Source organism: Pseudoduganella sp. R-43, assembly GCF_049913255.1.
GTDB lineage: Bacteria > Pseudomonadota > Gammaproteobacteria > Burkholderiales > Burkholderiaceae_D > Rugamonas.
This window is the reverse complement of sequence record NZ_CP183988.1, coordinates 1,192,206-1,217,547: the sequence shown is the minus strand read 5'-3', so window position 1 is coordinate 1,217,547 and position 25,342 is coordinate 1,192,206. Positions and strand designations below refer to the sequence as shown.

General features: G+C 61.9%; 18 protein-coding genes. 10 read left to right on the top strand and 8 right to left on the bottom strand.

All coding sequences use genetic code 11. The annotated features are described in order from the left end of the window. Positions 1-5: 5 nt before the first annotated feature. The 3 genes from ACN9M3_RS05665 to ACN9M3_RS05655 form a co-directional block, all read right to left on the bottom strand. On the bottom strand, positions 6-2,825 hold the full coding sequence (locus ACN9M3_RS05665; protein WP_426321106.1) for a M16 family metallopeptidase: 2,820 nt from the start codon (positions 2,823-2,825) through the stop codon (positions 6-8). 88 nt (positions 2,826-2,913) lie between these two features. After that, on the bottom strand, positions 2,914-3,288 hold the full coding sequence (locus ACN9M3_RS05660; RefSeq protein WP_426168399.1) for a GFA family protein: 375 nt from the start codon (positions 3,286-3,288) through the stop codon (positions 2,914-2,916). Between the two features lie 152 nt (positions 3,289-3,440). Beyond that, entirely contained in the window at positions 3,441-5,744 is a 2,304-nt protein-coding gene (locus ACN9M3_RS05655; protein ID WP_426321104.1) for a diguanylate cyclase domain-containing protein, read from the bottom strand. Between the two features lie 229 nt (positions 5,745-5,973). On the opposite strand from ACN9M3_RS05655, the gene ACN9M3_RS05650 reads away from it, so the two are divergent. The 3 genes from ACN9M3_RS05650 to ACN9M3_RS05640 all read left to right on the top strand — a co-directional run bounded on the left by ACN9M3_RS05650 (position 5,974) and on the right by ACN9M3_RS05640 (position 10,569). Then, entirely contained in the window at positions 5,974-6,954 is a 981-nt protein-coding gene (locus tag ACN9M3_RS05650) for a DUF4424 family protein (protein WP_426321102.1), read from the top strand. A gap of 247 nt (positions 6,955-7,201) precedes the next feature. Further along, on the top strand, positions 7,202-8,782 hold the full coding sequence (locus ACN9M3_RS05645; protein WP_426168392.1) for an isocitrate lyase: 1,581 nt from the start codon (positions 7,202-7,204) through the stop codon (positions 8,780-8,782). 221 nt (positions 8,783-9,003) lie between these two features. After that, positions 9,004-10,569 carry a S8 family serine peptidase gene (locus tag ACN9M3_RS05640; protein ID WP_426321100.1) on the top strand — a complete coding sequence of 522 codons (1,566 nt, stop codon included), beginning with the start codon at positions 9,004-9,006 and terminating at the stop codon, positions 10,567-10,569. Here ACN9M3_RS05640 and ACN9M3_RS05635 read toward each other — a convergent pair. Beyond that, the gene (locus tag ACN9M3_RS05635) at positions 10,566-11,513 is read right to left on the bottom strand and encodes an MYG1 family protein (RefSeq protein WP_426321098.1); all 948 of its coding nucleotides are present in this window, start codon (positions 11,511-11,513) and stop codon (positions 10,566-10,568) included. The genes ACN9M3_RS05640 and ACN9M3_RS05635 overlap by 4 nt on opposite strands. Positions 11,514-11,635: 122 nt before the next feature. Further along, entirely contained in the window at positions 11,636-12,547 is a 912-nt protein-coding gene (locus ACN9M3_RS05630) for a DJ-1/PfpI family protein (protein ID WP_426321096.1), read from the bottom strand. 138 nt (positions 12,548-12,685) lie between these two features. Between ACN9M3_RS05630 and ACN9M3_RS05625 the strand changes: the two genes are divergently transcribed. The 4 genes from ACN9M3_RS05625 to ACN9M3_RS05610 all read left to right on the top strand — a co-directional run bounded on the left by ACN9M3_RS05625 (position 12,686) and on the right by ACN9M3_RS05610 (position 15,779). Next, entirely contained in the window at positions 12,686-13,720 is a 1,035-nt protein-coding gene (locus ACN9M3_RS05625) for a sensor histidine kinase (RefSeq protein ID WP_426321094.1), read from the top strand. Next, the gene (locus tag ACN9M3_RS05620; RefSeq protein ID WP_426321092.1) at positions 13,720-14,421 is read left to right on the top strand and encodes a LytR/AlgR family response regulator transcription factor; all 702 of its coding nucleotides are present in this window, start codon (positions 13,720-13,722) and stop codon (positions 14,419-14,421) included. Before ACN9M3_RS05625 ends, ACN9M3_RS05620 begins: the two co-directional genes overlap by 1 nt. Positions 14,422-14,453: 32 nt before the next feature. Further along, complete coding sequence (locus ACN9M3_RS05615) at positions 14,454-14,930, top strand: hypothetical protein (RefSeq protein WP_426321090.1); 477 nt, start codon at positions 14,454-14,456, stop codon at positions 14,928-14,930. A gap of 78 nt (positions 14,931-15,008) precedes the next feature. Continuing rightward, on the top strand, positions 15,009-15,779 hold the full coding sequence (locus ACN9M3_RS05610; protein ID WP_426321088.1) for a ParA family protein: 771 nt from the start codon (positions 15,009-15,011) through the stop codon (positions 15,777-15,779). On the opposite strand, the gene ACN9M3_RS05605 is transcribed toward ACN9M3_RS05610, so the two are convergent. Continuing rightward, positions 15,753-16,259: a YgjV family protein gene (locus ACN9M3_RS05605; protein WP_426321086.1), complete on the bottom strand. Its 507-nt coding sequence runs from the start codon at positions 16,257-16,259 to the stop codon at positions 15,753-15,755. The two genes, ACN9M3_RS05610 and ACN9M3_RS05605, sit on opposite strands and share 27 nt — an antisense overlap. An 80-nt stretch (positions 16,260-16,339) precedes the next feature. Here ACN9M3_RS05605 and yegQ point away from each other — a divergent pair, with 80 nt between their 5' ends. Next, a complete protein-coding gene (gene yegQ, locus ACN9M3_RS05600) occupies positions 16,340-17,635 on the top strand; it encodes a tRNA 5-hydroxyuridine modification protein YegQ (protein WP_426321084.1) in 1,296 nt (431 codons plus the stop codon). On the opposite strand, the gene ACN9M3_RS05595 is transcribed toward yegQ, so the two are convergent. Continuing rightward, positions 17,636-19,561 (bottom strand): PQQ-binding-like beta-propeller repeat protein, encoded by a 1,926-nt coding sequence (locus tag ACN9M3_RS05595; RefSeq protein ID WP_426321082.1) that lies wholly within the window; start codon positions 19,559-19,561, stop codon positions 17,636-17,638. Between the two features lie 105 nt (positions 19,562-19,666). After that, positions 19,667-21,691: a M13 family metallopeptidase gene (locus tag ACN9M3_RS05590; RefSeq protein WP_426321080.1), complete on the bottom strand. Its 2,025-nt coding sequence runs from the start codon at positions 21,689-21,691 to the stop codon at positions 19,667-19,669. 178 nt (positions 21,692-21,869) lie between these two features. On the opposite strand from ACN9M3_RS05590, the gene ACN9M3_RS05585 reads away from it, so the two are divergent. Together ACN9M3_RS05585 and ACN9M3_RS05580 are read left to right on the top strand one after the other, a co-directional pair. Next, the gene (locus ACN9M3_RS05585; RefSeq protein ID WP_426321078.1) at positions 21,870-23,522 is read left to right on the top strand and encodes a M28 family metallopeptidase; all 1,653 of its coding nucleotides are present in this window, start codon (positions 21,870-21,872) and stop codon (positions 23,520-23,522) included. A 104-nt stretch (positions 23,523-23,626) separates the two neighbouring features. Continuing rightward, positions 23,627-25,234: a methyl-accepting chemotaxis protein gene (locus tag ACN9M3_RS05580; protein ID WP_426321076.1), complete on the top strand. Its 1,608-nt coding sequence runs from the start codon at positions 23,627-23,629 to the stop codon at positions 25,232-25,234. Positions 25,235-25,342: the final 108 nt, after the last annotated feature.

The following is a 25,342-nucleotide window of genomic DNA, read 5'->3' as shown; positions in this document are numbered from 1 at the left end:
ATCACTTACGGCTTGGAGGCTGGCGCTACACCAGCCGCGCCCGCCGCTGCCTTGGCAAAGTCACCGGCTTTGATGACCGACACGGCTTCCGGCTTCAGGTTCGCACGCAGTGCTTCGTTGACCTGGGCCACGGTCAGCGCGCTGACTTTGGCTTCCAGGTCCTTGTCGAAGGCCATGGTGCGGTCGAAGCTCAGGTAGTTGGCCAGGCGGCCAGCCAGGCCCGCGTCACCGGTACGGCCCACCTGCTGCGATTGCAGCCAGGCTTTCTTGGCATCGGCCAGCTCGGTTTCCGTGAAGCCTTCCTTGAGCGCCTTGTTCAGCTCTTCACGCAGCGCGGCCTCCACCTTGACGGTGTTTTGCGGAGCGCTGATCGCGAAGGCCAGCCACAAGCCGGCCGGATCGCGTGCCGGCACGGACAGTTGCGAACCCACCCCATAGGACAGGCCTTCCTTCTGGCGGATGCGGTCGGCCAGGCGGCTGCGCAGGGCGCCGCCGCCGAGCATGTAGTTACCCATCAACAGGGCCGGGTAGGCCGCAGCGTCGTCTTTCATCGGCACCGGCTGGATCGCGAACAGGACCGAGTTGGCCTTGTCCGGAGTCTCGAGCGAAATGCTCTGGCCCGCCACCTGTTTCAATTCGCTGGCGATGCGGACGTAGGGCTGCTCAGCATTCCAGTTGCCGAACAGCTTGGCTGCCTGCGCCTGCACGGCAGCGGCGTCGAAATCACCCACCACGGACAGGCTCGCGTTGCCGGCGCCGTAGTAGGCTTTGTGGAAGGCTTTGACTTGCTCCAGGGTCGCGGCTTTTTGTTCCGCCAGCTGCTCCGGCAAGGTCATGGTGTAGCGCACGTGGCCCGCCGGGAAAGTATTGGTCAGGCGCTGCATGGCGTTGCCTGCCAATGGTTGCGGCTCGGTCATTTGCTGTTCGGTACCGGAGATCATCTCGCGCTGGCGCTCGGAGAAGTCCTTTGCCGTGAATGCCGGCTTCATCAGCGATTCGCCCAACAGGTCCAGTACCGCCGCCAGGTTGTCGCGCGTGGTGGTCACGTTGACGGTCACGCCTTCGGCGCCGCCGTTGACGTTGACGTTTGCCTTCAGCTTGTCGAGGGCATCCTTGACCTCCTGGCGCGACAGGCGCTCGGTACCGCTCAACAGCAACGAGGCGGCCAGGTCACCGATGGCGGCCTTGCCCATCAGGTTCTCGGCCGTTCCCATGCGCAGTTGCAGCGACGCGCTGACGGTGTTGCCCTTGGTGCTCTTTGGCAGCAGCGCCAGCTTCATGCCGTTGGCCAGTACCGAACGCTGGGTGCGTTTTTCAATGTTGTCGGGGCTGGGATCGAATACTTCGCCCTGCGCGATTGCCGCGCGGCCCTTGTAGTCCTTCACCAGTGCGGCGACGTCCGGCGTCTTCGGCACCTCGGTACGGTCGGCGGCGTCAGTCGGGATGAAGCGTGCCAGCGTACGGTTCGCAGGTTTCAGGTATTTCAGTGCCGCGGCCTGCACGGCCGCCGCGTCGATTTTCTCAACCTGGTCGCGGCGCTGGTGGAACAGGCGCCAGTCGCCCGCCGCTTGCGCCGAGGTCAGGGCGATGGTGAAGCGGGCAGTGTCGTTGACAGTCTGGTCGATGTCCTTGGCGATCGAGGCTTTGGCGCGCTCCACTTCAGCTTCGGTGACCGGATTGGACTTGATGTCTTCCAGCGCTTTCAGCATCGCCTCTTCCACCGCCATGGTCTGGCCGTCCTTCGGCACCACGGCAGCAAACAGGTGGTAGCCCGGTTCCATCTGGTTGAAGTCGAGATCCATCACGGACGACGCCAGCTTGGCATCCACCAGGGTCTTGTGCAGGCGGCCGCTTGGGGCCTCGGACAGGATGCGGCCCAGCACCTGCAGGGCCGCCGCATCCGGATGGCTGGCCGGGGCAACGTGGTAGCCGGCAGCCACGATCTGGGTGCCGCCGCTACGGCGTATGGTGACCGCACGCTCGCCGTCCTGCGTCGGTTCGGCGGTATAGGTCGGGGCCAGCACGCGGCTTGGCTTGGGGATCTTGCCGAACAGTTCATTGATCTGGGCCAGCACCTTGGCTTCGTCGAAGCGGCCGGCCACCATCAGGATCGCGTTGTCGGGCTGGTAGTAGCGCTGGTAGAACGCGCGCAGGCGCTCGATGTTCACGCCTTCGATGTCGGAACGGGCGCCGATGGTCGACTTGCCGTAGTTGTGCCAGTCGAAGGCGACCGACATGGTGCGCTCGAGCGTGACGCGGAACGGATCGCTTTCACCGCGTTCGAATTCGTTACGTACGACCGTCATCTCCCCTTTCTGGGTCTTGTTGTTCCACAGGTCGTCCTGGCTGATCGGCGAGTTGACCATGCGGTCGGCTTCCAGCTCCAGCATCAGCTTGAGGTTGTCGTCGTTGGCCGGGAAGGTCGAGAAGTAATTGGTGCGGTCGTACCAGGTCGTGCCGTTGAAGCGGCCACCGGTCTGGTTCAGCACTTCCACCGGAGTCTTGCTGCCTTTCTTGATGCCGAAGTTGGCGGTCGGCTTGAACAGCAGGTGTTCCAGCAAGTGCGCCATGCCGGTCTCGCCATAGTTCTCGTGGCGCGAACCCACCATGTAGACGATGTTGGTGGTCAGGGTCGGCTTGCTCGCGTCGGGGAACAGCAGCACGCGCAGGCCGTTGGCCAGGCGGTATTCGGTAATCCCCTCGACCGAGGTGACCTCGACTGCGGCAGCCTTGCTTGCGGCAGGTTTGACGGGGATGGCTGGCGCAGCGGCGAACGCTGGCGACAGGATCCCTGCGCTGAGCATGATGGCGGTAAGTAGCTTCACTCTGGGTAGATCCTATATAAACATAAAGGTTATAAATTATATAACCGGAACTTGCCGTGATGATTTTTTTAAGTCGGCCGCCCGCGCATCACCATAAGTGCTTGCCGTCGATCACCGTGACGTCGGCCGTGGCGGCATCGAAATCGTCGAACAGGCGCGCATTGACACCTATGCGGCGGGTATGGCCATCCCAACTGCCATCCATCTCGAAGGCTGGTGAATCGGAAAAGGTCGCGCAGCCACACAAGGGGCAGAAATGGTGCGCTACCGCCCTGGTTTTCCAGCGGTAGGCGCTATCGCCCGACGGCGCCGGCACCAGCTGGAACTGGTCAGGCGAAAAATAGGCGAGCAAAGCGCCGCGCTTGGCGCAAAACGAACAGGTGCAGCGTGTGAGCTGGGCGGGAATTTCGCCATCGATCTCGAACGCAACGGCGCCACAGTGGCAACGTCCTTTGATAGTCATGGCCGGGCTCCTTCATCAAGAATCCGCTTGGCGCGGGACCCGGTCAATGTAGCGCCAAATGCCATAAGGCGGCGTTACCGTTCCCCGTCCTATTGCGCTGCAACTTGCCGACCTCGGCTTGCGCGCCCCTGAGCGCCACTTCCTGGCGCGTCTCAGGCACGCTGGGCTTCTGCCTGCCGGAAGCAATTCCTGCCGGCGCGCTTGGCCTGGTACATGGCCTGGTCGGCGGCCTTGACCAAGGTTTCGGCCGCCATGCCGGCTTCGTAATAGGCCACGCCGATGCTGGTACTCACCTGCAGTTGCGCGCCAGGCAAAAGGAACGGCGGCACCATTGCAAGAACCAGCTTTTCCGCAATCACGGCGGCATCTTCCCTTTCGGCCAGGCCTTCGATCACGAGCACGAATTCGTCACCGCCAAGACGAGCGATAAAGTCCGACTCGCGCAGCACCGCACGCGTGCGGCTGGCAAACATACGGATCACCTCGTCCCCGACATCGTGTCCATAGTTGTCGTTGATGTGCTTGAAACGATCAATGTCGAAGTACATCAGCGCCAGCCCTGGTTGCCGCTGTGCCCGCTTGACAGCCTCGCCCAGGTGGCTATCGAAAAAGCCCCGGTTCGGCAGGCCGGTCAAGATGTCGTAATTCGCGCGACGGAACAACTCCTGCTCCATGTATTTGCGCGCGGTGATGTCCTCGGTCACTGCCAGTACCCCGACAACTTTCCCCTGCTCGTCCTTGAGCGGGATCTTGCTGGTTTCGATCCAGCACGGCGAGCCGTCGCGGCGATGATCGGTTGCCTGCATTTTCAGGCGTGGCAGGCCGGAGCGCATCACGTCGCGGTCCACCTGCCTGAAGTGCTCGGCCTGGTCCTTCCAGCGCAAGTCGGCATCGGTCTTGCCAACCAGCTCGTCCACGTTGTCCAGGCCGGCATCCTCGAGCAAGGACCGGTTCCCGCCAAGGAAGACGCTGTCGAGGTCCTTCCAGAATACGCTCTGTGGAATATTGTCGATGATGTGGCGCAGCATCTGGCGCGACTCGTGCAGGGCCAGTTCCGCCTGTTTGCGCTCAGTGATGTTTTCTGCAAAGCCCAGTACATGGGTCAAGGTGCCGCCTGCACTCATCGGTATCAGCACGATCGACATGTCCGAGCTGCGGCCATCGGGCGCAACGACCCGGCTGGTATAGGCCACGGCGTTGCCGGCAAGGACTTCCTCGAAACGCCTTGCCGCGACTGCGCGGCTTTCGTCCACGATGAAGCTGTCCACAGAGGCCCCGACCAGGGCTTCGCGGCTCACGCCGAGTTCTCGCGCCAGCTGCTGGTTCGCGTGGATGATGCGCCGTTCGGTGTCCAGCGCATACACGGCGAAAGGATGGCCTTCGAAAAAGCCGGCGAAGCGTTCGCTGAAGTCGCGCCTCGCGCGCTTGCGCACCAGGTAACGCGGCCACGCAGCCGCGACATAGCTGGCGACCAGGGAGAGCAGCAGGCCGATGGCAAACATTTGCGCCCCCGCCTGCGTCGCTTTCGGGTTGAGCACAGCCTTTTTGGCATAGAAAAAGATCAACCAATTGCGGTTTGCAAACTGCAATTCCACCCGGTGTGCCAGCACGTGGGCCGATTCAGGCTGCAGCACGTGCGGCACCTGGTCGGCGTCGAACAACACCGTGCTCTCGGCCACGCGGTCTTCAAACACCTCGAGGTCGAAGAGCTGGGCAAGGCGTCCATGGTCGAAACCCTGGAACAGGCGATCGACGTACATGGATGAAAAGACGAATCCCTTCAGGTCGGCGCCAGGCTTCGCGCTCGTTCCGGCGCGCGCGCCCCGGACAGGCGTAAACAGCATGACAACCTGGGCCCTTCCGGCATGCTGCAGAGCCGAATGGCGGCTGCTGGCCACCGGTGCATCGCGCATATCCGCTTCGCGCATCGCTTGCCAACGGTCCGGGACCGACGAGAAGTCAAAGCCGCGCAAGCGGTCTGCGCGATTTGCATCCGTCGCATGTTGGCCATACAGCAGGGGATAAAAAGCATCGGCACCGTAGCGCGGACTGGAAACGCGGAAGCCGGCAAACGTCTGCGCCGTCTCGGCCTCGAAGCGCTGAAGCTGGGAAGCCTCCACCCGCGGCAGGTAACCGAAGGAACTGCTGCCTTCCAGCCGTTCGAACAAGCGGCTGGCTGCCATGTACTTCTCAAACTCTTCCGGGTCGACGCGGCCCGATGCACTGAAGAACGCACCCATCGAACGGCTAGCGTCCATGTACTGCCCCAGTCGATGTCGCAACAGTGCCTCGTAATACCTGGCGCTTTCCTGCAAGTCAGCGAGCTGCTCCTCCTGGCTATGCTGGACGGTTGCGACATACAGGTAAGCTGACGCCAGCACCCCGCCCACAAAAACTGCGGCGGGCAGGCCAAGCCGGGCCAGTATTGTGCGTGTCCTGGCAAAGAGAGAAATCATGATTTCCCTTGATCTATGTGAAAAACGGACCTTCGGGGGCGAGGAAGGGGAAACGATACGGTCGGGGACCGAAGGCAGCGAGCGCGGCAAGTGCAAACAGATTACCACAGAGATGTAACACAAATGCCGTACGGCAATCGAAGCGGTTGGCCGGTGTTGCGTACGCCCCACCGCGCGTTATCAATATAATATGCCGCACTTCTCTGAGTTTCCAATAGGTAATTAATCCATGAAAAGAATCTTCCAGTTCGCCTTTGCGGCATGCACGATTCCAGCGACGGTCCTGGCCAACGACGGCATTGCCTCGGTCAGCGTTGGCGGCATTGTGTTCGGCAAAACCGACGCCATTGCGATGAAAAAGGAAGTGCTGAACATCAGCCATGACCTGATCAGCGTCGACTACGAATTCCTGAATGAGTCGGCTAACGGTGTCGAGGAAACCATTGTGTTTCCCCTGCCGCCCTACCCTGCCGCAATGCAGGGCAGTGACACGTATTATGGCCAGCCGGACGGATTTTCCATCCGCGTTGACGGCAAACCTGTTACCTTCCAGAGCAGGCTGGTGGCCCGCTCGCCCGAAGGCGAGGACGTCACCGCGCAGCTGAAGAAACTCGGTTTCAGCAACAAAGAGATCGCCTACACGCCAGCGTTTGCAGAAACCTCCGGCAAGGTCGCTGCCTTCACCGAGCAGCAAGCCAGGCAGTTGATCAAGCTGGGCCTGCTGGATGAGGAGAGCCGGGACCCGACCTGGACGGTGGAAGTCAATTACGTCTGGCACCAGAAATTCCCGGCCAATAAGATCGTGCGCGTTCACCACGACTACCGCCCCTTTTTCGAAGGCGGCCCCGGTGCGACGGCCATGTACGACGGCTTCGCGGCGACCTATTGCACCGACCAGGGCTACCTGAATGCCCGTGCCAAGGTCGCGGCGCGCAGCAATGGCTACGTCAATACCCATAACGTGTCCTACATCCTCAAGACGGGAAACACCTGGAAGAACGGGATCGAGGATTTCACCCTCAACATCATCAAGCGCAAGCCGGATGAATTGGTCAGCCTGTGCTTCCCCGGCACGTTCAAGAAGATCAACGCGCTCACCTACCAAGTGCGCCTGGCGAACTTCCGCCCGGCCAAGGACCTCAACGTCCATTTCGGTAACGTCGAGGAAGGCGAGCACCAGGATGGCGTGATGCCCGTGCTGCCCAAGTGAGCATATTCCACATTGCGAAAACCAGATCTCATATCGTAGAAAATTGCTTGGCGGCGCACCATACCGAACAGTTCATTTTGCGAAAAGCGATTTCATATCATGACAAATTAAAATTAACTATTTGAATAAAAAGGAAAAAATATAGCTTATATGTCTTATATAAGACATGGTGCGACGCAAAAGAACGGCCTATCATTATTCCAAGTGCTTCGCCTTTTTTAATCCGCTTTTTTGCTAGGAATAGACCATGTCCCACTACCAAGACGACATTCAAGCCATCGCAGCCCTGAAGGAACGCAACGGCAGCGCCTGGAACGCCATCAGCCCTGAAGCGGCCGCCCGCATGCGCGCCCAGAACAAATTCAAGACCGGCCTGGACATTGCCCGCTACACCGCCAAGATCATGCGCGCCGACATGGCCCGCTACGATGCCGACCCGTCCCAGTACACCCAGTCCCTGGGCTGCTGGCACGGTTTCATCGGCCAGCAAAAAATGATCTCGATTAAGAAGCACTTCAACAGCACCGACCGCCGCTACCTCTACCTGTCGGGCTGGATGGTCGCCGCGCTGCGCTCCGAGTTCGGCCCGCTGCCTGACCAGTCGATGCACGAAAAGACCGCCGTGTCGGCCCTAATCAAGGAGCTGTACACCTTCCTGCGCCAGGCTGACGCGCGTGAACTGGGCGGCCTGTTCCGCCAACTGGACGCCGCCACCGGCGACGCCAAGAAAGCCATCCAGGACAAGATCGACAACCACGTGACCCACGTGGTGCCAATCATCGCCGACATCGACGCCGGTTTCGGTAACGCCGAAGCGACCTATCTGCTGGCCAAGCAGTTCATCGAAGCCGGTGCCTGCTGCATCCAGATCGAAAACCAGGTATCCGACGAGAAGCAGTGCGGCCACCAGGACGGCAAAGTCACCGTGCCGCATGAAGACTTCCTGGCCAAGATCCGCGCGGTACGCTACGCCTTCCTGGAACTGGGCGTGGACGACGGCATCATCGTGGCCCGTACCGACTCGCTGGGCGCCGGCCTGACCAAGCAGATCGCCGTCACCAAGGAACCGGGTGACCTGGGCGACCAATACAACTCCTTCCTGGATTGCGACGAAGTGTCGGCCGACGCCCTGGGCAACGGCGACGTGATCATCAAGCGCGACGGCAAGCTGCTGCGTCCAAAGCGCCTGCCTTCCAACCTGTTCCAGTTCCGCTCCGGCACCGGCGAAGCGCGTTGCGTGCTCGACTGCATCACCTCGCTGCAGAACGGCGCCGACCTGCTGTGGATCGAAACCGAGAAACCGCATATTGCCCAGATCGGCGGCATGGTCAGCGAAATCCGCAAGGTAATCCCGAACGCCAAGCTGGTGTACAACAACAGCCCATCGTTCAACTGGACCCTGAACTTCCGCCAGCAAGCCTACGACCGCATGAAAGCGGAAGGCAAGGACGTGTCGGCCTACGACCGCGCCGCCCTGATGAGCGTTGAATACGATGGCACCCCGCTGGCGATCGAAGCCGACGAGAAGATCCGCACCTTCCAGGCTGATGCAGCCCGCGAAGCCGGTATCTTCCACCACCTGATCACACTGCCGACCTACCACACCGCGGCCCTGTCGACCGACAACCTGGCCAAGGAATACTTCGGCGACCAGGGCATGCTGGGCTATGTGGCCGGCGTGCAGCGCAAGGAAATCCGCCAGGGCATCGCCTGCGTCAAGCACCAGAACATGTCCGGTTCCGACATCGGCGACGACCACAAGGAATACTTCAGCGGCGAGGCTGCCCTGAAAGCGGCCGGCAAAGACAACACCATGAACCAGTTCTAAGCTTCCTCCTGAGGCTGAACGCCACCTTCGGGTGGCGTTTTTTTTTGCCTGTTTCTGCATGGAATTTGTGTGGTTTCCAGGTCAGTTTTGCGAAGAAAGCCAGTATTCCGGTTGACCTTGCGATTGAAGCAACCTAGCATCACTTTCGATAGCCGCCACCAGCGGCTGTCTTTTTCTGTTGTCCAAGGCCACTCATTCAACACTCGATCCCAGGACTCATCATGTTCAAAAAACAGAGCAGAAATTCCCGCGCCAGGTTCGCCATGACCGTGCTGGCGGCGGCCGTCAGTGCCCAGTTCTCCATTGCCGGCGCCGCGACCGGCGACGTGCGCGTCATCATCGGCTTCAAGGCCGGCGGCGCGTCAGGCGCCAAAGCAGCGATCGCGGCAGCGCGAGGCAAGGTGGTACAGGACCTGGCGGAGATTAACGCCACGGCAGCCGAGGTTCCCGGCAGCGAAGTGGCCACGCTGCGCAAGAACGCACAGATCGAATTCGTGGAAGAGGACAGGAAACGCTATCCCTTCGCCGTCAGCACGCCGTCCACCGGCAGCCCCTATTTGCTGGGCCAGCAGGTCCCGTATGGCATCAGCATGGTCCAGGCCGACCAGTTGCCCGACACCTATGCCAGCAACCGCACCGTATGCATCATCGACTCCGGCATCGACCGGGCACATGAAGACCTGAACGGCAACCGCCTCACCGGCAACAGCAATCCCGGCACCGGTAACTGGAGCACCGACGAACTGCATCACGGTACCCACGTCGCCGGCACCATCGCCGCCATCAACAATGCCGGCGTCGGCGTGGTCGGCGTGAATCCAGGCCGCCAGCTGAACATCCACATCGTCAAGGTGTTCAGTGCCGACGAATGGACTTATACCTCGACCCTGATCGGCGCCGCCAACAAGTGCGGCGCGGCCGGCGCCAATGTGATCAGCATGTCGCTTGGCGGCGGCGACCCGAGCATCGCCGAAGAACTCGCCTTCGCCGGGCTGGCCAAGCGCGGCGTGCTATCGATTGCCGCCGCCGGCAATGACGGCAACAATACCCAGTCCTACCCAGCCGGCTACAGCAGCGTGATGTCGATCGGCGCCCTGGACGAAAACCGGCAGGTCGCCAGCTTCTCCCAGTTCACGCCAAAGGTTGAACTGTCGGCGCCGGGCGTCAGCGTGCTGTCGACGGTGCCGATGGGCAGCGGCCGCAGCGCCACCCTGCAGGTGAGCGATGTCGTCTACACGCCGATTCCGATGGATGGCACGCCGCCCGGCACCGCCTCGGGCATGCTGGCCAACTTCGGGCTCGGCACGGCGGTCGATGGCGCCATGGCCGGCAAGATCTGCCTGATCCAGCGCGGCTCGGTCTCGTTCGCGGCCAAGGTCACCAACTGCCAGGCCAGCGGCGGCATTGGCGCGGTCGTGTACAACAACGTGGCGGGCGAGCTGAATGGCACGCTGGGTGGATCGGCCACCAGCATTCCTTCGGTCGGCGTATCGGATACGGTGGGCGCCAGCCTGCTGCAGCAACTGGGCCAGCCGGCGGTGCTGCAAGTGAACGCAAGCAGTTACGCGCTCTTCAACGGCACCTCAATGGCAACCCCGCACGTGTCGGCAGTGGCAGCGCTGGTGTGGAGCTACTTCCCGAAATGCAGCGCGGCCCAGATCCGCAGCACGCTGGACAAGACCGCGCTTGACCTGGGCGCGGCCGGCCGCGACCCGTACTACGGTTATGGCCTGGTGCAAGCCAAGGCCGCCTATGACCGCCTCCATAGCATGGGCTGCAACAACTAGGCGGGGTTCAGGGCTTGCAGGGCGAGGGATGCCATGGCGCGGATTCCCTCGTACGACCTGGCGGAGGCGATAAACCTGCCGTTGTGGCAAAAACCGGCGTCCGGCACGCCGGTGACTGCCGCCAGTTCGGCATCGCGCAAGCCCGCCCAGGACTCCGGCAAGTCTGCCCGCGCATCGAAATTTTCGGTACTGAGCGGAACCGTATGCAGCAGGTGGCGCTGCTCGGCGATGCTGTAGCTGATCACGAACAGCACCTTGGGCATCTCCTTGCGCACCACCTGGCTCCACGGCAGCGCGCCATTTTTCAGGAACAGGACCTTGCCGCCCTCCAGCACTTCTGCCTGTCGCACCTGCTCCACGGCCAGCAAGGCGCCGACCCGGTACTTGACGGCATTGACCATGACGTCAGTCAGCACGTCCATCGCCCGGCGGAACTGCGACAGCCGGAATTCATCCGATGGCCCGCCATAGCCGAGCCTTTGCTCGTCGAGCCAGTTGCTGTTGTAGCCGGAAATCACCGCCGACAAGCCATAGCTGCCCGGCGCGCTCTTCGCGGCGCCCACATCCGACAGGTCGAGGTACTGCACCACGTCCGCATCGATGGCATAAGCAATTTCGCGTGCCTGCGCTTCCGCCAGCTGCTGCCCGGTATGGGCAAGGGCCAGCGCAGCCACGCAGCGCGCGCCATGCTCGCGCCATACCAGGCCGGCGCTGGCATAAGGCACGCCACTCTGCCGCGCCACATCGAAGCCTTTTTGATGATGGTCGAAGCGGCCCGCGGCCGGATCCCACACACCGCCCACGTCGACTGCAAAGTCAGCCGTATCGATGATGGCCTGGTCGCGCGTGCGGATGATGTCGGCGCCGGGATATAAAACATTTAATACAGCGACAGCCCACGCGTCGTCTGCGTGGAACTTGCCGCTGTGAGTCGCTATAAGCATGCATAGTCCAATCGTTGAAACTAAGTGCATGATATACCCTCATTCGTCCAACAACAGTTACATGATGCACCGTGCCGATTGCGCGGGCCTGCCCCCGACGTCGGCCTTCCGCGACTGGCTGCTCAGGGAAGCGACGCAATAAAGCCCGCCGGGTTCGCATCAAACAATTTCTTGTGTTCCTCCATGCAGAAGTAATAGTTGCGCTTGCGGTAGGTGGTGGACAAGGAGGCCGACTTGTCGACGTCCATTTCGCAAACAGGGCACAGCGGATGCTGCTCGGTTGAGCGGCGCGTTATGGCGTAAATGCTGTTGGAGTTCGGGTCCAGCCAGCCCTGGCCCTGGTACTCCATGGTATAGGCCGTGCTGCTTGCCACAGCGCGGCCGAAATAGCGCTCCACCACGCGCAGGGCGAGGTCGATGCCGGAGGACAGCCCGCCGGCAGTGGCGATATTGCCCTCTTCGACAAAACGCGCACCGCGCTTGAGGCGAACGCGCGGGAACTTCATGGCGAATTCCTTGAAGGCGCCGTGGTGGGTGACTGCCGACTTTCCGTCCAACAGGCCGGCATGGGCCAGGATGAACGCACCGGTGCAGACCGACATTGTCAAGTCTGCCGTGCGCGAGGTCTGGCGCAGCCACTCCAGCACGGCAGGATCGCCCACGGTTTGCGCCGGGACCACAATTACCTTCGGCGGGGGCGCGTTGGCGATGGTGTAGTTCGGCACGATCTTCATGCCGCCGTATGCCGTGACCGGCGCCGCCGTCGCGCCAACCGTATACAGCTGGAACGCCGCTTCACCCGACCTTCCCTGCACGCTGGCGTTGGCGAACACCTCCCATGGTCCGCCAAAATCGATGACCACGGCGTTATCGGACAGCAGGAAGGCCACTGGAATGCTGCCTTCCGGCGGCGGTTTCAGTGGCGCCGCGGGTGCCGGCGCACCAGCTTGGGGCACCTTGGTCCCGGCCAGCGCGGGCAGCGCGGCGCCCAGGCCCATTGCGGTGGAAATGCGGAACAGCTCTCGTCTTTTCATGGTCTCGCCTCGTTGGATTGTCAAGGCTTGTAGTCTCCCATCGCCCCATTGCCCGGCGCGATGCAGTTCGCTGCAGCGCGCCGTGGTTTCGCTGCAAAGCCATCGCCCGGCGCCCTGAATTCCCCTATCATTGCGGCCATGACCGCAATCGCCCCCTTCCTCGCCTGGCTGGCACTGGCTTTGTTCGATGCCACCCAGACCGTGGTCTCCATGCACGCCATGGGCATGCAGCATGACTGGTGGACGCTGTTCTTCGTGATCGTCGCGTCGTGGGGCGCGTGGGCAGCCGCGACGCCGGTAGCGCTTGCATTGCTGCGGCGCTTTCCCCTGCCGTCCCGCGCTGCGGGCAATTGGGCCGTGCATGCCTGCGCCTGCCTGGCGATCGGCGCCGCCTGGACCTGTTGGGCGGCCATGCTGGAACATGCCTTCAATCCTTTCGCCTATCCCAAGGGCCCCGATCCTTTCCTGCCGCTGTGGAAATCGAAGTTCATCGGCAACCTGGTGGGCGACGTGATCCTGTACGGCGCGATTGCCGCGCTCAGCGTCACCTTCGCCACCCGCAAGCGCCTGTCGCAGCAGCGCGAACTGCTGGCGCAGGCGCAACTGGCGGCACTGCGGCTGCAACTCGAGCCGCATTTCATTTTCAATGCCCTGAACGCCGTCAGCGGCCTGATTCGCGAGAAGAAGGACAGCGAAGCGATCGCCACCATTGCCGCCCTCGGCGACCTGTTGCGCCGGGTGACGGACCGCTCCGAACGCCAGCTCGTGCCGCTGGCAAGCGAAGCTGATTTCCAGCGCAAATACCTGGAAGTCCAGCAGGTGCGCTTCGGCGAGCGCCTGCGCTGGCAGCTCGACATACCGGCCGAAATCGCAGCCGCACAGGTGCCGGACCTTGTCTTGCAGCCGCTGGTGGAAAACGCCATCAAGCACGGCATCGCCAAGCGCGCCAAGGGCGGGACGCTACGCGTGACGGCAGCCAGGGAGGGCGAAATGCTGGTGCTGTCCGTTGCCAACGAAGGTCCGGCACTGGCGGCGCAACTGCGTGAAGGCGTCGGCCTGTCCAACACCCGCCAGCGCCTGCAAGCGCTGTACGGCGAGCGGCAGTCGCTGGCGCTGCATGACATGGAGCATGGCGTGCAGGCCACGCTCACCCTGCCCTACCGGGAGCATTGATGCTGCGCGCAATGATCATCGACGACGAACCCCTGGCCCGCAGCAATGTCGCCCTGCTGCTGGCGCGCGATCCAGCAATCACGGTGGTCGGACAGTGCGGCTCGGCGGAAGAAGCGCTGGCGGCGCTGCCGGCGGCCCGGCCCGACCTGGTCTTCCTCGACGTGGAAATGCCGGAATGCGATGGCTTCGGGCTGCTCGAGCGCCTGGGCACAGCACCGCCGTTTGCCATCGTCTTCGTCACCGCCCACCACCAGTTTGCGCTGCGCGCCTTCGAAGTCGGCGCACTCGACTACCTGCTCAAGCCCTTCGACGACCAGCGCTTCGAGCACGTGCTGCAACGCGTGAAAGAGCGCCTGCGCGTGCCGGGAGAAACGCGCCGCTTCATCATCAGGAACGGCAATACCCTGGACGTGGTGAAATTTGTCGACATCGACTGGATCGAGGCCAGCGACTACTACGCCACCGTGCACGCCGCCGGCCGGGCGCATATGCTGCGCCGCAGCCTGTCCGAGCTCGAGGGGGAGTTGGCGCCCTACGGTTTCCAGCGCATCCACCGCTCCGCCATCGTCAATCTGGAAAGCGTGCGCTCGCTCGAAATGCGCGAAGACGGCGAGTATGCAGTCGTGCTGGCAGGCGGCCAGCACCTGCGCATGAGCCGCCGCTACCGCAAAACAATTGTGGAACGAATCGCGCCGACTTAGTTATACTTGCATTTTTTTTAACCGCAAAAGCTATGCAACGAGTGTTACTGGCCATTGCCGCGCTGGCCCTGAGCGCGTGCGCTACCAAGGATCAAAACCGCATCCAGGAAATTTCGACCACCCCTCTGCGCGACCTGAATATCGCCAAGGTCGAAATCCCGGACGTCCTGCGCGACGCCATGGGCAACCCGTACAAGGCGCCTTCCGACAAGAGCTGCCCGGCCCTGCTGGCGCAAGTTGCAGACCTCGATGAAGAGCTGGGCCCGGACTTCGACGTTCCCGAAGAAAAGCAGAGCCATTTGGACGCCTCCAAGGAAGCCATCGGTGACGCGGCCACCGGCGCCCTGGCGCGCACGGTGGAAGGCGCGATTCCCTTCCGCGGCTGGCTGCGCAAGCTGAGCGGCGCCGAGCGCCAATCGAGGAAAGCGCAAAGCGCGATCCTGGCAGGCAAGGTCCGCCGTGGCTACCTGCGCGGCCTCATGGATTCAAATGCCTGCATGAAGGCATAAACACGCATAAACGCTTGCTTTTGCTGCGCCGCATCATGCTAGAATCGTTGCAATCTTAGCCACAGCGGGGGCCAGCAAATGAAACGCGTAATCTTCAACCAGAAGGGCGGCGTCGGTAAATCGACCATTGCGGTAAACCTGGCGGCCATCGCGGCGCACCATGGCAAACGCACGCTGTTGATCGATATCGACCCGCAATGCAACAGCAGCCGCTACCTGCTCGGCGCGGCAACCCAAGGCCTGGCGCCTACCCTCGGCGCCTACTTCGAGCAAATGCTCAGTTTCAGCATGTTCGCCAGGCCGGCCGGCGAATACGTGCATGCCACGCCGTTCGCCAACCTGTCCATCATGCTGGCCCATCCCGAACTGGGCGACCTGCAATCGAAGCTGGAATCGCGCCACAAGATCTACAAGCTGCGCGACACGCTCAACGAGCTGGAAAAGGAATACGACGAGATCTACGTCGACACGCCCCCGGCCTACAACTTCTTCACCCAGTCGGCCCTGATCGCGGCCGACAGCTGCCTGATCCCGTTCGACTGCGACGACTTCTCGCGCCAGGCCCTCTACACCTTGGTCAACAACGTCAAAGAGATCAAGGCCGACCACAATCCCGCGCTGCAGATCGAAGGCATCGTGGTCAACCAGTTCCAGCCGCGCGCCCTGCTGCCGCAGCGCATGGTGGACCAGCTCAAGGAAGAAGGCTTGCCGGTGTTTGAAAACAAGCTCTCAAGCTCGATCCGCATCCGCGAATCGCACGAGCGCAACCTTCCGATGATCCACCTCGATCGCAGCCACAAGCTGAGCCAGGAGTTCCTCGCCCTATACGGCGAGCTGCACGCGGCGTAAGCGCAGGATCGTCGCGATATTCACGCCGGCGACGATCACTTCCAGCGCCGTGCCGCCGATGGAGCCGGCGCTGATGTTATTGACGATCCAGAGGCAGGTCCCGCACAGCATCACCAGCCGCATTGGAATGCCCTGCAACAGGAACAGGGCCAGCGTCCCCAGGCAAGATGCGGCCAGCGGCAGCCAATCGCCCGGCTGCCGCGCAAAGGCGAGGCCAAGGCCAACGTTCAGCGCAATCACCAGCGCCACCACCCACAGCGAGCGGGTACGCAGCGCCAGCAAGGAGCGCAACAGGGAAACCGAGGTGCTGGCCACCGCCGTGGGATTGCCCAGCAAGGCAAAATGCACGATGTAGGCCAGGCATTCGCCCGCCATGAACAGCTTGAAGCGCCGGTCGTCGGACTGCAGGAAACAACCCACGCCCAGCACGAACGCTACGTAGCCGACGCACTGCGCCGGCGAGAACCAGTCGATCATCATGGCCGACATCATACGCGAGACTTGATCCAGATCATGGCCGGACAGCGGCGGCTTGGCTACGCTGGCGGATTTTGCCTGCCATGCTGACCGCCCCCGAACTCCTCCTGCCCGCCGGCTCCCTGGCGAAAATGAATGCCGCATTCGACTACGGCGCCGACGCCGTGTATGCGGGCCAGCCGCGCTACAGCCTGCGCGTGCGGAACAACGACTTCTCCACCCTGCAGGCGCTGCAGGAAGGCATCGACGGCGCCCATGCGCGCGGCAAGCAGTTCTTCGTCGCCAGCAATATCTTCGCCCACAACGCCAAGCTCAAGACCTACCTGCGCGATATGGCGCCCGTCATCGCCATGAAACCCGACGCATTGATCATGGCCGACCCTGGCCTGATCATGATGGTGCGCGAAGAATGGCCGGACATGACGGTCCACCTGTCGGTGCAGGCCAATGCCGTCAACTGGGCCGACGTCAAGTTCTGGCAACGCATGGGGCTGACGCGCGTGATCCTGTCGCGCGAGCTGTCGCTCGACGAGATCGAGGAGATCCGCCAGCGCTGTCCCGACATGGAACTGGAAGTCTTCGTGCATGGCGCGCTGTGCATGGCCTACTCCGGCCGCTGCCTGCTGTCAGGCTACTTCAACCACCGCGATGCCAACCAGGGCACCTGCACCAATGCCTGCCGCTGGGACTACAAGGTGGGCGAAGGCTGCCAGGACGCGATCGGCGACATCTCGGTGCTGCACCAGCAGCCGCGCCACCCGCTGGCCAACCAGACCTACCTGCTGGAAGAAGCCGGGCGCCCGGGCCAACTGATGCCGATCTTCGAAGATGAACACGGCACCTACATCATGAACTCGAAAGACCTGCGCGCGGTGGAGCACGTCGAGCGCCTGGTGAAGATCGGCGTCACCTCGCTCAAGGTGGAAGGCCGCACCAAGTCGGCGTATTACGCAGCGCGCACGGCGCAGGTATATCGCCAGGCCATTGACGACGCGGTGGCCGGACGCCCGTTCGACGAAAGCCTGCTCGGCCAGCTGCAGGGCCTGGCCAATCGCGGCTACACGGATGGTTTCTACCAGCGCCACCACACGCAGGAGCACCAGAACTACATGCGCGGTGCCTCGGAGACCGACCGCAGCCAGTATGTGGGGGATGTGCTGGGAATCGACGGCGGCTGGGCGCGCGTCGATGTGAAGAACCATTTCGCGGTGGGCGACCGCATTGAAGTCATGCACCCGCGCGGCAACCGCGATATCACCATCGCCCGCATGCTGGCGGACGATGGCAGCGAGATCACGATCGCGCCCGGCAGCGGCCACATCGTGCGCATCCAGCTCGAAGAAGGGCTGGATGGCGCACTGCTGTCGCGCTATCTTTGATTACTGCAGGTTGATCGCCGATACAGAGCGGTTGTCTTCCATAATGTAAAGCACGCCGTTGCTGGAGATCGAAAGATTGCCGCCGCGCGGGTAGCTCCACACTACTTTATGGGTCGCGAGGTCAACCGCTACCGTCCTCAGCCTGCCGCTGACGAAAGCCAGGTTGCGTACTACGACTACGCTCCGGAAGTTATCCTGCCCCAGGCTTTCTGAAGTCCACTGCAGCTTGCCGTCAGACAATGAGCGTGCTTCCAGCACAGTGCTCATGCCGGCTACGGAATACACCATGCTGTTACCCACAGCCATATCGACGACATTGCTGTTCGCCACCGACCAGGCGACTGTGCGCAAGGTAAGGTCATAAGCGCTGATGACCGAACCGTAGGTCAAGGCCAGGTTGCCGGACAACGTAACACTCTGTCCGCCCAAGGTATTGGCGTCGGGACCGGACACCGCCCACTTCAGATTGCCATTACTGGTATCGAGCACGCGAAGTTTCCCGTCCAGGAAGACATAAACATTTTCAAGGTCTACAGCCGGCGTAGGGCTCGAACGCATCACGCTTGGCATGGGAGAGGACCAACGCTTGCTCAAGAGCGAGGATGAGAATGCTGTCATGCTGCGGTCATAGTCATAACCATCCATCGAAAACACGTCGGTGCCAGCTACAGTCGGTGCGCGGGAACCCGTATTCGAGCCAAATGCGGTTTTGGAGACCAGGTTGCCGTTCTGCTGGTCAAATACCCAAAGGTTGCTCTGCACATCGACAGTGACCACGAACACAAACCCATTGCCGACAGCCGGCGAGTTGGCGCGATTGACTTTGCCCAGGCTGCTGCGCCACAAGATACTTCCGTCGGCTTCGCTGATGGCAAGCAGTTCAAATTCGCTGTCGAAGCTCTTGCCAAGAGTCATGAACACCTTGCCATTATCGGTGGCGACACTATTCGTGGATTCAGTCACAGCGCTGGCCGGTAAGCTGAAACGCCGCGAGAACTTAGTCGCGTCAAACGTTGCGTCAATGAATCCGCTGTGCGAAGCGTTGCCCTGGAAGCTAGACCAGGCGCCAACACCCGGCACACGCAAAAGCGTGGTCAGGTTGCTTGCATTCTTGACCGTCAATTTCAGAGGGATTATCCAGGGAGAACCAGGTATCGGCAGGCGGCAGGTTGCCGGATCGTCGCGGCACAAGCGAACTTCCACATTGCTGTTGTATTCACCCGGCTGCAAGGTGGCAGCTGATTTCAGCGTTGCATTGAAGCCTTGCGCGCTTTGCGTATAGCTGACATTACTCAAGCCACCCTTCTCGTACACGCCAACCAGGAATTGCGTACCCAGCAGGTCGCCCGTGAATGTGCCATCCAGGTTCAGTTGAACCTGTTCGCCAGCATAGGTTACTGCCTGCAGTGATTGCGCCGACAGTGCAAGACGCTTAGCCGCCTCCGTCGTCGACTTCACGTTGACTTTCAGCGGTACTTTCCATGGCGATCCAGGCAGCGGCTTGCTGCAGGTCAGCGGCGCATCTTCGCACAAGCGGACTTCAAGATTGACCTGGGTGAGACCTGCGGGAAGCTTGGGTGAGGTGCTCAGGCTAGCTTGATAGGTCATCTCGTTCAGGGCCGATATCTGTACGTCGGTAGTAATCGTGCCCGATGTGTCGACGATGGCGACGTTGAACGGTTTGGTAAACGTGCGGCTGGAAGTCGCAGTGATCTTGAACGGAATCGACTCTCCTTCGTAGCCCGATACCTGGACCGGATTTGGCGTGAAGGAGAGCCAATTGCCGTCCGGGTTCGTGACAGTTCCGCCGGAGCTACCGCTTGAGTTACCGCTCGAGCTTGCGCCCGGGCTACCGCCACCGCCGCCACAAGCAGCCAAGGCCAGCGCCATCAGCAGGGGCGCGGTAGCCCGAATGATTGGATGCATAACAAAACCCTCAGGAAAAAGGGCTTATGGTATGGCAATAAACATTTTCAAATTCTCACAGTTTCTTTCTTTCCAACCAAAATACAACACCCGGGCGCAAATAAATCACCAGAAGATCACGCGCTGTTCGGGAGGCAGGTACATCTTGTCGCCTTCCTTCACGCCGAAGGCATCGTAGAAGCCCGGGTGGTTTTTCAGGCTGCCGTTCACGCGGAATTCGGATGGCGAGTGCGGGTCGGATTTCACCTGCTGGATCAGGAACGCTTCGCGGCCCTTGCCGCGGCGTGCCTGCGCCATGCCCATGAAGATGCGCTGTTCGGCGGTATAGCCGTCGATCACCGGGCCAGGCTGGCCTTTCATGTAGATCCTGTAGGCGCGCGTGGCCATGATCAGGCCTGCGTTGTCGGCAATGTTCTCGCCCAAGGTCAGCTCGCCGTTTACGCGATAGCCCGGCACCGGGCTGTAGCCGTTGTACTGCGCCACCAGCATCTTGCCGCGCGCGGCGAACTGTTCGCCGTCTTCCCTGGTCCACCAGTTGCGCAGGTTGCCGTCGCCGTCGTACTGCGAACCCTTGTCGTCGAAGGCGTGGCTGATTTCGTGACCGATGGAGATGCCGACTGCTCCGTAATTGACCGCCGGCTCCGCCTTGGCGTCGTATAGCGGATACTGCAGGCGCGCCGCCGGGAAGACCACTTCGTTCAGCGACGGGCTGTAATAGGCGTTGACGGTTTGCGGGGTCATGCTCCATGCCGAGCGGTCCACCGGCTTGCCCAGTTTGTCGATGCTGAAGTTGTGCGCGAATTCGCGCGAGCGCAGCACGTTGCCCGCCAGGTCGTCGCGCGCCACTTTCAGGCTGGAGTAATCGCGCCATTTGTCCGGATAGCCAATCTTGACGTTGATCCTGGCCAACTTGGCCTGCGCCTGCAGTTTGGTCTCAGGGCTCATCCAGTCGAGCGTGTCGATACCTTCACGGAAAGCGGCGATGAAGTTCTGCGCCATCTCGGCCACCTGCTGCTTGCGTTCAGCGGGGAAGTACTCCTTCACGTACGCCTTGCCCACCATTTCGCCCAGCGCGCGATTCACCTCCGCGATCGCGCGTTTTTGCAGCGAACGGTTTTCCCTGGTGCCAGCCAGCACCGCGCCGCGGAAGGCGAAGTCCTCGTCGACCAAAGGCTGCGACAGGTACGGCGCGAAAGAGCTGATCATGTGGAACTCGAAGTAGGCCTTCCACACCGGCAGCGGCGTCGCTTCGATCAGCTTGTCCAGCGCGGACAGGTAGCTTGGCTGGCTGACGATCACGGAATCGATCTTGCCTGCCACGCCAACGCCCTTCAGGTAGGCGTCCCAGTCGAAGCCCGGCATCAGCGCTTTCAGTTCTGCCAGCGACAGCTTGTTGTAGGTCTTCACCGGATCGCGGTTGTCCACGGCAGTCCAGTGGGCACGGGCGATCCCGGTTTCCAGCGCCACGATCTGCGCCGCTTCCTGCGCCGCTTGCGCATGGCCGGCCAGCGCCAGCATTTTCTCCACGTGCAGCTGGTACCTGGTGCGGATCTCGCTCAGGCGCGCATCCTTATCGGACAAGAAGTAGTCGCGGTTCGGCAAGCCCAGGCCGGCCTGGCGGATGCCAAGCACATAGCGCGTCGAGTCCCTGGCATCCTGGCGCACGCTCATGTCGAGCGGGCCGCCAGCGTCGATGCGGTTCAGGTGCGCCACCAGGGCAGCAATGCCCTGCTTGCCGGACAGGGCGGCAATGCGCGCCTGCTCCGCCCTCAGCGGCTTCAGGCCCAGGGCGTTGCGGCGCGCTTCATCCATGAAGCTGGCGTAGTAATCGCCGATCTTTTGCGCATCGGAACCTGCCTTGCGCGACTTGTCGCGTTCCGCGCTTTCGATGATGGATTTCACTTGGCCTTCCACGTTTTCCTGCGCCACATTGAACGCTCCCCAGCTCGAACGATCGGCCGGGATCTCGACGCCGCTCAGCCACTTGCCCTGTGAATAGCGGAAAAAATCGTCCTGCGCGCGAACCTGCTGGTCGATGCCTGCAGCGTCGATGCCTGAACCCAGGTCCGCCGCAAAGGCGTGCGAACATGCCAGGCCAAAAATCAGGCCGCCGAGAATTGTGCGTTTCATGTGATGACTCCGGTGAAAAAAATGCTTACGGCAGTATGCCGCAGCCAGCTCTGCGCGTGGTCGCCGCAGCCCAGCGAGCAACACTAAGTTACATACGGGCCAGGCAATTGACCTGCAGCCCTGCAAGACCGATACTTGCCGGGTTTTAGATCCATTCACCCCAACCAGGAGGTAACCAGTGAAACATTCCATGCTGGCCACCGTGCTGCTGGCTGCAGCCGCAGCGCAAGCGCAGGACGTGCCGAAGATCGATCCGCAGCGCTTGTCGCAGGACGTTAAAACTTTGGCATCCGATGAATTCGAAGGCCGCGGCCCCAACACCGCCGGCGAAGTAAAGACCGTCGAATACATCGCCAAGCAATTCGAAGCAGCGGGACTGAAGCCCGGCGGCGACCTGGTGAAAGGCAAGCGCAGCTGGTACCAGGAAGTGCCGCTGGGGCGCTTCGAGATCAAGGGTCCGGTGGTATTGAACGCGCACGCCGGCAAGGACAGCATCCCGTTCGCGCAAGGCGAACACCTGGCGGTGCGCGCCGCGATGAATGGCGCCAAGCGCGTCGACTTCGACAAGGCGCCGCTGGTCTTCGTCGGCTACGGCGTGACCGCGCCTGAGCGCAAGTGGAGCGACTTCAAGGGCGTCAACCTGAAGGGCAAGCTGGCGGTGGTGCTGATCAACGATCCGGACTTCGAAACCGGCGAAGGCGATTTCGGCGGCAAGGCCATGACCTACTACGGCCGCTGGACATACAAGTACGAGGAGATGGCACGCCAGGGCGCCATCGGCACGCTGATCGTGCACGAAACCGCACCGGCTTCCTACGGCTGGGCGACGGTGAAGAACTCCAACACCAACGTGATGTACGACATCGTGCGCAAGGAACCAGGCAAATCGCACGCGCCGATGGAAGCATGGATCCAGCGCGACGTGGCGGCCGACCTGTTCAAGCGCGCCGGCCTTGATTTCGACGCGCTCAAGAAGCAGGCGCAAACGCGCGAGTTCAAGCCGGTGGAGCTGAAAGGCGTCAGCCTGTCGGCCCACTACGCGGTCGACGCGCAAGTGATCAAATCGAAGAATGTGATTGCCGTGCGCGAAGGCTCGACGGCGCCAAACGAGACCGTGATCTACAGCGGTCACTGGGACCACCTCGGCGTTGGCCTGCCTGACTCCAAGGGCGACAAGATCTATAACGGCGCCATCGACAACGGCACCGGCATCGCCGCCCTGCTGGAACTGGGCCGCGCCTACGGCAAGGCGCCAGCGCCAAAGCGCAGCGTGGTGTTCCTGGCGGTGACGGCTGAAGAAAAAGGCTTGCTCGGCTCCGAGTACTATGCTGCCAATCCGGTCTACCCGCTGGCCACCACCGTCGGCATGATCAATATGGATGCACTGAGCCCGTACGGCCCGGCGCGCAACTTCACCATTTCCGGCAGCGCCAAGCTGGACTTGCTGGATATGCTGGTCAGCAGGTTCAAGGCGGTCAACGTGAGCTACACGCCTGACCCGCACACCGAAGCCGGCTACTTCTTCCGCTCCGACCACTTCCCGATGGCCAAGCGCGGCGTGCCTGCGTTCTCGCTCGACTCCGGCGAGGATTGGGAACAAGGCGGCGTCGCTGCCGGCAAGGCAGCGCAGGAAGCTTACACCAACAACAACTACCACCAGCCTTCGGACGAGTGGGATGCCAAGTGGCCGTTCACCGGCATGGCGCGCGACCTGGGTGTCCTGTACGGCCTCGGCCGCGACCTGGCCGAATCGAAGGACTGGCCGAACTGGTCGGCCGACTCCGAATTCCGCACGGTGCGCGACCAGAGCGCGGCAAAACGGTCCAAATAAAAAGACAAACGCAGGTCAAGGCCCTCCACGGAGGGCCTTTTCTTTTTCTGCGAGGCGTGCCATGCTGGCTTCACAAAAAGGATCGTTTTAGCTGGAGACAAACCATGAACTTCACGCAGTCGATGAGCATTGCCAAGAAACTCGCAGTGCTGAATGCCGGCGCCATCCTCGGCATCATCATCCTTACCGCCATCTTCCTCATTTCCGAGCGCACCCTCATCCTTGAGGAACGAACCAGCAATGTGCGACAGGCCGTCGAAACGGCTTACGGTGTACTCGACTACTACCAGAAGCAGGAAGCCAGCGGCACCCTGCCGCGCGCGGAAGCGCAGAAGAAGGCGATGGACGCGATCAAGGTGTTGCGATATGGCAACAACGAATATTTCTGGCTGAACGACATGCAGCCGAAAATGATCATGCACCCGATCAAGCCTGAGCTCGACAACAAAGACCTCAGCAGCAACAAGGACCCGACCGGCAAATTCCTGTTTGTCGAATTCGTCAACATGGTCAAGAAGGCAGGCGCCGGCCCGGTCGATTACATGTGGCCGAAGCCGGGCAGCGACAAGCCGGTGCAGAAGGTTTCCTACGTCAAGGGCTTCGAGCCCTGGGGCTGGATCCTTGGCTCCGGCGTCTACGTCGACACCGTCGACGCCACCGTGCGCGGACGCGCCGTGACCTTCGCCGCGGGCGCCGTGGTGCTGGCTGCCGTGCTGCTCGGCATCGGCGTGTTCATCGCACGCGGCATGCTGCGCCAGCTGGGCGGCGAACCCGATTACGCTTCCTCGATCGCCCGCAGCATCGCCGGCGGCGACCTGACCGTGCCGATCGACGTCAAGCGCGATGACAACAGCAGCATGGTCAATGCACTGAAGGGCATGCGCGACGACCTGGCGCGCATCGTCAGCTCGGTGCGCAACGCAACCGATACCATCGCCACCGCTTCAAGCGAGATCGCCGCCGGCAACAGCGACCTCTCGGCCCGCACCGAAAGCCAGGCCAGCTCGCTGGAAGAAACCGCGGCGTCGATGGAAGAACTGACGTCCACCGTGCGCCAGAATGCGGACAATGCGCGTACCGCCAACGAGCTGGCGGCCAATGCCTCGGAAGTGGCGCAGAAAGGCGGCGCCGTGGTGTCGCAAGTGGTCGAGACCATGGCCTCGATCGACAGCTCTTCGCGCAAGATCGTCGACATCATCAGCGTGATCGATGGCATTGCGTTCCAGACCAATATCCTGGCGCTGAATGCGGCGGTGGAAGCGGCGCGTGCCGGTGAACAGGGCCGCGGCTTCGCGGTCGTGGCCTCGGAAGTGCGCAACCTGGCGCAGCGCAGTGCAGCGGCGGCCAAGGAGATCAAGGACCTGATCGGCGCCTCTGTTGAAACGGTCGGCGTCGGCAATTCCCTGGTGGCGCAGGCCGGCAGCACCATGCAGGAAGTGGTGGAAAGCGTGCACCGTGTGCGCCAGGTCATCAACGAGATCAGCACCGCTTCCAACGAACAGAGCGCGGGCATCGCCCAGGTCAACGAAGCGATTTCGCAAATGGATGCAGTTACGCAGCAGAACGCCGCACTGGTCGAACAGGCTGCCGCCGCTGCAGCCAGCATGCAGCAGCAATCGGCAGCACTGCTGCAGGCCGTTGGCGTGTTCCGCGTCGATGCCGAACCGTCCGCCGTACCCGGGCGGCGCATGCCGCGCCTTGGCCGCAGCTGATATCGTGCTATGATCCGGCCTGTCGAAAAAGGCAGGACCGGTTCAAGGTAAGCCCGGTCCCTCTCCTCTCCGGAGAGCTCTGCTCCATGTGCAGTCTTGCATGAGAAC

Coding starts and splice junctions, on each gene's coding strand:
- ACN9M3_RS05605 (WP_426321086.1), bottom strand. CDS start 16,259: ATGATGATCGACTGGTTCTCGCCGGCGCAGTGCGTCGGCTACGTAGCG.
- ACN9M3_RS05620 (WP_426321092.1), top strand. CDS start 13,720: ATGCTGCGCGCAATGATCATCGACGACGAACCCCTGGCCCGCAGCAAT.
- ACN9M3_RS05580 (WP_426321076.1), top strand. CDS start 23,627: ATGAACTTCACGCAGTCGATGAGCATTGCCAAGAAACTCGCAGTGCTG.
- ACN9M3_RS05635 (WP_426321098.1), bottom strand. CDS start 11,513: ATGCTTATAGCGACTCACAGCGGCAAGTTCCACGCAGACGACGCGTGG.
- ACN9M3_RS05610 (WP_426321088.1), top strand. CDS start 15,009: ATGAAACGCGTAATCTTCAACCAGAAGGGCGGCGTCGGTAAATCGACC.
- yegQ (WP_426321084.1), top strand. CDS start 16,340: ATGCTGACCGCCCCCGAACTCCTCCTGCCCGCCGGCTCCCTGGCGAAA.
- ACN9M3_RS05590 (WP_426321080.1), bottom strand. CDS start 21,691: ATGAAACGCACAATTCTCGGCGGCCTGATTTTTGGCCTGGCATGTTCG.
- ACN9M3_RS05660 (WP_426168399.1), bottom strand. CDS start 3,288: ATGACTATCAAAGGACGTTGCCACTGTGGCGCCGTTGCGTTCGAGATC.
- ACN9M3_RS05650 (WP_426321102.1), top strand. CDS start 5,974: ATGAAAAGAATCTTCCAGTTCGCCTTTGCGGCATGCACGATTCCAGCG.
- ACN9M3_RS05625 (WP_426321094.1), top strand. CDS start 12,686: ATGACCGCAATCGCCCCCTTCCTCGCCTGGCTGGCACTGGCTTTGTTC.
- ACN9M3_RS05595 (WP_426321082.1), bottom strand. CDS start 19,561: ATGCATCCAATCATTCGGGCTACCGCGCCCCTGCTGATGGCGCTGGCC.
- ACN9M3_RS05615 (WP_426321090.1), top strand. CDS start 14,454: ATGCAACGAGTGTTACTGGCCATTGCCGCGCTGGCCCTGAGCGCGTGC.
- ACN9M3_RS05645 (WP_426168392.1), top strand. CDS start 7,202: ATGTCCCACTACCAAGACGACATTCAAGCCATCGCAGCCCTGAAGGAA.
- ACN9M3_RS05655 (WP_426321104.1), bottom strand. CDS start 5,744: ATGATTTCTCTCTTTGCCAGGACACGCACAATACTGGCCCGGCTTGGC.
- ACN9M3_RS05630 (WP_426321096.1), bottom strand. CDS start 12,547: ATGAAAAGACGAGAGCTGTTCCGCATTTCCACCGCAATGGGCCTGGGC.
- ACN9M3_RS05640 (WP_426321100.1), top strand. CDS start 9,004: ATGTTCAAAAAACAGAGCAGAAATTCCCGCGCCAGGTTCGCCATGACC.